The following is an 8,660-nucleotide window of genomic DNA, read 5'->3' on the forward strand; positions in this document are numbered from 1 at the left end:
CCGCGCCGCTCAGCGCTTCCACCACGACTTCTTCTTCTTCTCCGTCCCCATCAAGCTGGTCGAGTGGGAGATCGTCTCGCTCGTGTCCTCCTCGGTCAGCGTCGGGAAGGTCCCCATCATCGTGTCCATGGTCGTGATCGGCGTCTCGATCTCGGGCTCGACGTACTCGGGGGTGTCCACGATCCGGCCGGTGACCCGCGCGAGCTTCTCGTTGTGGAACTCGTAGAGCAGGGGCTTGCCGGACCCGATGGTGTCGATGCACTTGACCGGCTCGGCGAGGTAGGTCGCGAGCTCGACCAGGAGCGTCCGGCGAGCCTTCTCGAAGCCCTTGGGCTTGCGGAGCGACCAGCTCTTGATCCGCTTCGCCAGGCCCCGCGACCACCCGTGCAGCTCCGAGGTGGTCGTCTTGCCCAGGGCCTTGTAAAAGGCCGTGTTGGCCTGCTCGAGCAGGCCGAACTGGACCGCGCGCAGCTTCTCGTTGCGGTGCCAGGGGTCCATGGCGAAGGCGTCCAGCATGACCCCGAGCTGGCGGTACGCGGGCAGGGCCGCGGTCTTGTAGGTCGTCATGTAGGTCACCGCCTTGGCCGTGTCCCCGACGACGCGTCCGCTGTCGTAGCCCATCGGCGGCGGCGTCAGGGGCACGTCCGGGTTCGTCGACAGCGTCGCGGTGCCCTGCTGGACCTTGGCGATCTTGGGCGGCAAGGTCATGGGCACCTTGCCCCGAGCGAACTCCTCGACGGTGACCTTGAACATCTTGAGGCCGTGCTCGCGCGACACGGCCTTCTCGCGCCCGCGCTCCTCCTTGTCCTTGATCGCCCGCGCGGCCGCGAGCTTGTTCGCCGCCTCGATCGAGCGGTCGGTCAAGCTCAGGAGCATCTTCTCGGTCGTCGAGGGCTCGACCTTCGAGGTGCTGACCGACTCCTTCCAGCGATCGCGCCACCAGCTCAGGTCCTCGAGCAGCGTGAACAAGGGCGGGGTCGCGGGGGACACCATCTTGAGCGGGTTGTCGCTCTGCAGATCCACGCGGAACTTGTAGGGCAGCTTGCTGCGCTCCTCCTCCGTCATGGTCTTGAACTCCTTGCTCAGCCCCGACTCGGTCTGCCAGCCGCCGCGGTAGGCGAGCATCTGGTAGAGGGCCTCGACGATCTTGTAGACCTTGCCGATGATCGCCGGGCGCTTGGTCCGGGAGAAGCTCGGCTGCTTGGCCCCCTTGGTCCGGCCCCCGAACACGTTCTGGAGGATCGGCCCGATGGCCTCGTCGCCCGTCATCAGCTCGGTGGTGTCGGTCCGGAACGCGTACTCGTCGCTGCTCGAGTGCTTGGCGAGCAGCTTCATGCGCTTGCTGTAGTCCTTGGTCATCTGGGCCCACAGCGGGCCGACCACCGGATCGGCCATGATCGCCGGCAGGTCCGGAGCCGGGAGCACGATCTTGGGGTCGTAGCTCTTGCGCGCGTACCAGGGCATGGCGATCTCGAGCAGCGAATTGGCGAGCACCGTCGACACGTACTCGAGGTCGCCGGCGTCCATGCTGTAGTCGCCGTGGAAGCGGCCCAGGGTCGTCGGCACGCCGTCGGGGACGGCGTTGAGGATGTCGTGCCAGGTGTTGACCTGGGCCCCCATGCGCCCCTTGTCGATGCGGGTCTTGAGGCCGATCAGCCCGATCGCGTGGGGGGCCAGGTGGCCGGCCGCGAAGCAGTCCGCGAGGAAGTGACCGGCGAAGGCCTCGTACATCAGGGCCATGCGCGACAGGTTCTTGGCCATCTGCACGTCGCTGTGGCTCTTGGGGTTCGCGCGCAGCATCACGGCCATGGCCATGGTCTGCTTGGCGTGGGCGTGCTGCCGGCGATACTCCGCCCCCGCGAGGGGGTAGAAGTGGTTCGCGTTGGTCAGCATCAAGGTCTTCTCCTTGTAGCCAGACAGCGGCGCGTAGTCGGTGTCGTGCTCGTCCAGCTTCCCCGGCCAGCTCATCAAGCCGGGGATCGTGTAGTGACCGCCGAGGGAGCTGATCGTGCTGCCGACGGGCTCGTACTCGAAGTCCTCGATGGGCCGACCCGAGAGGTCGCCGGCGAAGCGGTTGGCGGCGCCGTAGCTCATCGACTTGCCCGAGAGGTCGCGGACCACGAACTTGTCCTCGTGGTCGTAGTCCGTGCGCACGTCGAGGGTGCCGGACATCGGATGCACGGTGTGCTTGCGGCTCTTGTCCTCCTCCTTGGAGCCCAGGTAGTCGGTGTCCTTCTCCTCTTCCTTCAGGTCCAGGCTGTTGAGCTCGATGACCCCCACGGCCTTGATGCCGGCGAGCTGGCCCATGGCGTAGTGGTCGGGCTCGCCCCAGCACTGCACGGCCCGCTGGACCCCGGCCGAGCCGCGCAGGGGCCGGCTCGGATCGGCGTAGCGATCGAGGGCGGCCTCGGCCGACTCCCCGCGCACGACCAGGCCCGCGACCTCGTCGGCGTGGCGCTCGTGCACGTCGCCGGCCTCGCCCACCCCGCCAAAGAGCTGCACGCCGCCGCGCTGCTGGACCACGTGGGCGGCCTCGTGGGCGGCCATGAACAGGCTCGGGCGATCGCGGAACACCACGTGCTCGCCGGTCGCGTAGGCCTGCGCGCCCATGGCCTCGGCGCCCGCGCGCGCGCTCGAGTCCTGGGCGCCGAGGTGGGCCTGGACCCCCGAGAGGTCGTGACGGCCGAAGCTCGCCTGGATCGCGCTGAGGTAGGGCAGCGCGCGGCTCGACCCGCGCAGGCCCGCTCCCGCGGCGTGGTGGACGGCCTGGGCGCGATCGGCCCGGCTTTGGTTGGCGCTCGCCCCCTCGACCTGCGAGCTGCCGTCGGCCATGGCCTGGACCCGCCGAAGACCCCGCACGCGCGGGCTCGCGTTGGCGAGGGCCTGGAGCTCCCCCTCGGGCGCGAGCTCGCTGGCGGCGGGGGCTTCGACCGCGCGAGCGCGGCTGGACTCTCGACTCGTCTCGACTCGATCGTGCATGGCTAGCTGGGCTCCCTCGGGGGGATCACCAGCTTATCAAGCCAAGCTCGCGCGCTCGCGTGCAGATCCCCACCGCGAGGGCTCGCGCTCGAACACGGGGCTCGAGGTGATCGCCTGGACGTAGCTCTCGGGGATCCCGTGCTCGACCATGCCTTGACGGTAGAACTCGACGTAGGCCGCCTTGGGTCGGAGCTCCGCGACGATCTCGTGGGCCACGAAGCTCAGCGCGGGGCAGGGCCGGGCGTCGCCGAGCACCGGCTGGACCCGCAGGGTCGTCGCCCCGTAGCCCATCTCGAAGTCGATGAGCCGCTCGAGCTGCGCCGCGTCGAGCTCGTAGAGCACCCCCCAACAACTTCGCCCTGGTGCTCGCTCGATGTTGCCCTTGCCCGTCCCGTCGCGGCCGAGCTTGGAGAAGCGGTGCACGTAATCGTCGAGGCGCGCTCGACCGTGGTCGTGGACGGAGCCAACGCGCGCTTCGAGGCGCGCACGCGACATGTTCGAGCCGTAGGCGAAGTAATGGATCACGCAGTGCATTTGTACGCGCATTCGTGATCTCATGGGCACGCTGTTGGCGGCGATACGCCCCGTGGACCTTGGGTGATGGGCCAAGGAGAATTCTTGGTGAGCGACTTCTCCAGATGTGCGACACGTAAACATAGGTGTGACAAAATAGGAGTTGTAATACATTGGAGCACACCTCATGGTGGGCCCACGATGACCCGCCAAACAGCGATTTTCGCCACTTTGACCGTAATTACGGCCATCGCTACGCTTGCCGCGCCCAGCCGCGCGCTGGCGGAGGGCCCTCAGCCAGGCGTCGAAGACCTGCTCGGCACTGACGCGCACGACATGGAGGATCACCATGCGATCCCCCTCGAGTATCGCGACCTCGACGGCTTCCCCGAGGGCACCGAGCCCCCGGACTTCGGCGGGGCCGAGTACCCCCTGGCGATCAGCTTCAACGCCGCCCACTCGTCCAACTACACCGCCGGCGGGATGGTCAGCTTCGACTACATCACGGTCCACACCGTGCAGGGCTCGTACACGGGCTGCCAGAGCTGGTTCCAAAACCCCGCCGCCAACGTCTCGGCGCACTTCGTCGTGCGCAGCGACGACGGCGAGGTGACCCAGATGGTCGAGCTCGCCGATCGGGCCTGGCACGTCGGGGGCTCCAACGCCTACGCCATCGGCATCGAGCACGAGGGCTGGATCGACGAGCCGGCTTGGTACACCTGGGAGATGTACGTCAGCTCCTCGCAGCTGACCCGCTGGACCGCCGACGAGCTCGACATCCCCAAGAACCGGGACCACATCGTCGGCCACGTCGAGCTGCCCAATCAAAGCCACACCGACCCCGGCATCCACTGGAACTGGGACCTCTACATGGCGCTGGTCAACGACTGGGTCGGCGAGGGCACCATCGAGGGCACGGTCGTCGACGAGAGCGCGCTGTGCTCGATCACCGCGAACGCCGACACGTGGATCAAGCGGACCCTCGAGAGCTCCTCGGAGCTCGGCGACGCGGACAAGTGCTTCGTGCCCGCAGGCACGGCCTTCCCCTACACCCACGCCTCGGACCTGCTCGTCGGCCACAAGCGCCTCGACTACTTCGCCGAGGACGGCCCGTGCGCGGGCTTCGTCGGCCTCGACGAGCAGGGCTTCATCTTCGCCGAGCACTTCAGCGAGACCTGCGACGACGCGAGCAAGGCCGCGGCCGGGGTCACCGTCGTGCTCGACGGCGGCCAGCAGACGACCACCGACGCGAACGGGCAGTTCAGCTTCACCGGGGTCGAGGCCGGAGCCCACACCCTCGACGTGCTCGGCGGAGAGGCCTACGGCGACGCCCTCGAGCCCGTCGACCTCGACGTCTTCCCGGGCGCGCGGGTGGTGATCGCGGTGGAGTCCCTGGGCGGTGGCGCGGACGACTCGGGGGACACCGGCGAGCCGGGGGACGACTCCGGCGATTCCGGGGACTCGGGCGATGAAGGCGGCTCCGACGAGGGCGGCGACGAGGGCAACGACGAGCTTGGCGACGAGCTCGGCGAGGGCGAGACCGGGGACGCTGGGGCGGGTGAGCTGGACTACCTCGACGGCGAGAGCTGTGCGTGTTCCACGAATCCCGACGAGCCGTGGGGTGCCCGCGAAGGGCTGCTGTTCATCCTCGCCCTCGGGGTCTACGGCTTCGGCGCAGGTGCGCGCAGGAAACGCGGCTGAGCGCCTGCTCGGGCACACGCGCGCTCGAACGCGTTCTCCTCGATCCAAAGAACAGCCGAGCTCGCGTGTTCGCGAACCAGCTCAAACCAAAAAGTCACGCACCGCGAACTCCCAGGAAGTCGGTTCGCGGTGCGTGGGTCGGTGGTGACGCGATTTCGTCTCGTCGGTGACTCGGAAATTTGCCCCTGACCAAGGCACCGACTTCGAGTCCGCGCAGAGCGTCCGTTGCTCTACGCGGACCTTGCAACGTTCGTTCGTCCTTGGTTGTGTCTCGACAGGGCGATCCAGTCACGAAAAATATTGATTTTTTTTTGAGACGTGCGTGTGACTCTCGCGGAGGTGCGAAGCCGCGCGAGCGCGCCCTTTCGAGGTCGCGTTTTCTCCGCTGATTGCTACGTAATCCGAGGAACGTGCTCAACCCTTGGACGCAATCTCGACCCAGCGCTCGAGGTGCTTCAAGTAGTTCCCGAGGTTGTGCTCGGCCAGCCGGTCGTCGACCGAAAGGGCCCGCTCGGCCTCCTTGGGTGTGCGCCAATTGAGGGTGTAGGGGTGCCAAAAACGGCAGCTCCCGCCGTGCTCGAAGCCGCGTGTGCGCCGGGGCAAGCAGGGGATGGGATCGCGGTGGAGATCGCAGCGCTGGAAGCGAGCGGGGTCGATGGCCGCGTGCAGGCGATCGCGCAAGGCCCCGTCCATGACGCGGGGTTGGCCGAGGGTCACGGCCAGCGCGAGGCGCTCGGCCGAGGGCGCCGAGGAGCTCAGCGCGAGCTCGCAGAGCATGAGGTTGGCCAGGCCGCCGCCGAGGCTGTGACCGACGATCCACAGCCGCCGCGAGCCGTCGGCGAGCTGACCTCGCAGCCAGGCCTCGAGCCCGAGCTCGGTCCAGATGTGCCGGAAAGAGCGGGCGATCCCCCGGTGCGCCTGGCCGCCGCAAAAAGCCTCGAGCTTGGTGTCGAGGTCCGTGGCGAGGTCGCCCCCGTCGTCGAACTCCGTGCCTCGAAAGGCGACCAACACGTTGCTCGTCGTGCTCGCGCCGTAGGCGAACTCGCCGCTGTCGTCGTCGCGGAAGCTCTCGTACTCGGCGGCGCGCACCCGGACGGGGAAGCCCCCGAACACGCCGTAGGCCGCGGCCGCGCACTCGCCGAGGGCGTAGAGGGTCTCGACCGACGGCAGCGCGCCGGGGTCGGGGTCGAGAGAGTCGATGTCGACGGCCATGGATCGACGGTAGCACCTCCGCCCCCAGCCCCCGCTCGCGCGCACTCCAGCGACCCGCGGCAGATCCGTGTCGCCGTGCTGGTGGACGAAGTCGAAGCCGCACGCGAGCGATGACCCAGCCCGACGCGCCGGCTTCGAGGGTCGCCGAGCCGGTGGCGAAGCGGACCGCCCGCCCGGGCGCTCGGTTGTGCTCTCGAAGGCGGCGCGTTACATCGACGAGCGCAGCTGGGCAAGTCCGGCCGCCCAGATGGGCGGATGCGAAGGCGCTTGCTCGGCTCCATGTTCGTGCACCCATGGCTCACCCCCACGGCTCCGCTCCACCCAAGTCGCAGCGCCTCGGCCTGCGCGAGTTCCTGGGCGTGTTCCAGTACAGCCGGCGCGCCGTCGAGCTGGTGTGGACGACCTCCCGCCTGCTGACGGTGATCATCGCCGCGCTGACCCTGATCGGCGGCCTCATGCCTGCGGCCGCCGCCTGGGTCGGCCAGAAGATCGTCGACGCGGTCGTCGAGGGCGCGGCGATCTCCGCCCAAGGGGGCGTCCCCGACCTGCAGCTCGCCATGGGTTGGGTGGCCCTCGAGGGCGGGATCATGGTCGTGCTCTCGGCGGTGCAAAAGGGCCTGAACGTGTGCCAGTCCCTGCTCCGGGCAATGCTCGGCCACCGCGTCAACGTGCTGATCCTCGAGAAGGCGCTGACCTTGCAGCTGTCCCACTTCGAGGACTCGGAGTTCTACGACAAGCTCACCCGGGCCCGGCGCGAGGCCTCGTCCCGCCCCCTGAGCCTGGTCAACCGGACCTTCGGTCTGGTCCAAAACGGCATCTCGCTCATCAGCTACGCCGCCTTGTTGCTGGCCTTCTCGCCCTGGGCCGTGCTCGTGCTCGTGATCGGCGGCCTGCCCTCGTTCATGGTCGAGGCCAAGTTCTCCGGCGAGGCCTTCCGCCTGTTCCGGTGGCGCTCGCCCGAGGCGCGCAAGCAGATGTACCTCGAGACCGTGCTCGCGCGGGAGGACTACGCCAAGGAGGTCAAGCTCTACGGCCTGGGCCCGCTGCTGCTCCAGCGCTACCGCGAGATCTTCCAGCTGGTGTTCAGCGAGGACCGCAAGCTGACCCTGCGCCGGGGGGCGTGGGGCTTTGGCCTGGGCCTGCTGAGCACCGCCGCCTTCTACGGCGCCTACGCGTGGATCGCCTTCGCGGCCGTCCAGGGCACGATCAGCCTGGGCGAGATGACCATGTACCTGCTGGTCTTCCGCCAGGGCCAGTCGGCCGTGAGCGCGAGCTTGTCGTCGATCGGCGGCATGTACGAGGACAACCTCTACCTGTCCAACCTCTACGAGTACCTCGACCAGGGCATCGAGGCCGAGGCCGGCACCGCCATCGAGGGCCCGCGCCCCGGCGAGGGCGTGCGCTTCGAGAACGTCAGCTTCACCTACCCCGGGGCCAAGACCCCGGCGCTGTCGAAGATCGATCTGCACCTCGTACCCGGCAAGTCCCTGGCCCTGGTCGGCGAGAACGGCTCGGGCAAGACCACGCTGATCAAGCTGCTGACCCGGCTCTACGAGCCCACCGAAGGTCGCATCCTCCTCGACGGCCTCGAGCTGTCCGAGTGGGACCCTCAGCACCTGCGCACGCGCGTGGGCGTGATCTTCCAGGACTTCGCCCGTTACCAGATGCTCGTGGGCGAGAACGTGGGCGCCGGCGACGTCGACCACTTCAGCGACGAGCAGCGCTGGCGCGAGGCCGCCGAGCTGGGCATGGCCGACGACTTCGTCCAGGACATGCCGGCCGGCTACCAGACCCAGCTGGGCCGGTGGTTCAAGGACGGGCGCGAGCTCTCGGGCGGGCAGTGGCAAAAGATCGCCCTGTCCCGGGCCTTCATGCGCAGCCAGGCCGACATCCTCGTCCTCGACGAGCCCACCGCGGCCATGGACGCCGAGGCCGAGGCGACCGTGTTCGAGCACGTCCGCAACCTGACCGCCGACCGCATGGCGATCCTGATCTCGCACCGCTTCTCGACCGTCCGCTCGGCTGATCACATCGTGGTCCTCGACCACGGTCAGGTCATCGAGCAGGGCGACCACACGGGGCTGATGGCCAACGGTGGCCGCTACGCCCGGCTGTTCACGCTGCAGGCCGAGGGCTATCGCTGAGCGCTCCGGCGGTCGTGGAGTTGGTATCCTGGACTTAGATGGTCTCGGGGGCTGTCGCTGAGCGCTCCGGCGGTCGTGGAGTTGGTGTCCTGGACTTAGATGGTCTCGGGG

At 68.4% G+C, this 8,660-nt stretch carries 5 protein-coding genes; 2 read left to right on the forward strand and 3 right to left on the reverse strand.

Annotated elements, in window-relative coordinates; all coding sequences use genetic code 11:
* Positions 1-9 precede the first annotated feature (9 nt).
* Entirely contained in the window at positions 10-2,979 is a 2,970-nt protein-coding gene (locus PPSIR1_RS36140; RefSeq protein ID WP_006976227.1) for an eCIS core domain-containing protein, read from the reverse strand.
* 36 nt (positions 2,980-3,015) lie between these two features.
* A complete protein-coding gene (locus PPSIR1_RS44820; RefSeq protein ID WP_157596350.1) occupies positions 3,016-3,504 on the reverse strand; it encodes a gamma-glutamylcyclotransferase family protein in 489 nt (162 codons plus the stop codon).
* A 324-nt stretch (positions 3,505-3,828) separates the two neighbouring features.
* Here PPSIR1_RS44820 and PPSIR1_RS44825 point away from each other — a divergent pair, with 324 nt between their 5' ends.
* Complete coding sequence (locus PPSIR1_RS44825; protein ID WP_006976229.1) at positions 3,829-5,193, forward strand: N-acetylmuramoyl-L-alanine amidase; 1,365 nt, start codon at positions 3,829-3,831, stop codon at positions 5,191-5,193.
* Between the two features lie 414 nt (positions 5,194-5,607).
* Here the strand turns inward: PPSIR1_RS44825 and PPSIR1_RS36155 are convergent, their stop codons facing one another.
* Positions 5,608-6,405, reverse strand: a complete 798-nt coding sequence (locus PPSIR1_RS36155; protein ID WP_006976230.1) for a lipase family protein — start codon at positions 6,403-6,405, stop codon at positions 5,608-5,610.
* A 293-nt stretch (positions 6,406-6,698) separates the two neighbouring features.
* Between PPSIR1_RS36155 and PPSIR1_RS36160 the strand changes: the two genes are divergently transcribed.
* Positions 6,699-8,549 carry an ABC transporter ATP-binding protein gene (locus PPSIR1_RS36160; RefSeq protein ID WP_006976231.1) on the forward strand — a complete coding sequence of 617 codons (1,851 nt, stop codon included), beginning with the start codon at positions 6,699-6,701 and terminating at the stop codon, positions 8,547-8,549.
* Positions 8,550-8,660 lie beyond the last annotated feature (111 nt).

The sequence above is a fragment of the Plesiocystis pacifica SIR-1 genome (genome assembly GCF_000170895.1).
GTDB classification, from domain to species: domain Bacteria; phylum Myxococcota_A; class Polyangia; order Nannocystales; family Nannocystaceae; genus Plesiocystis; species Plesiocystis pacifica.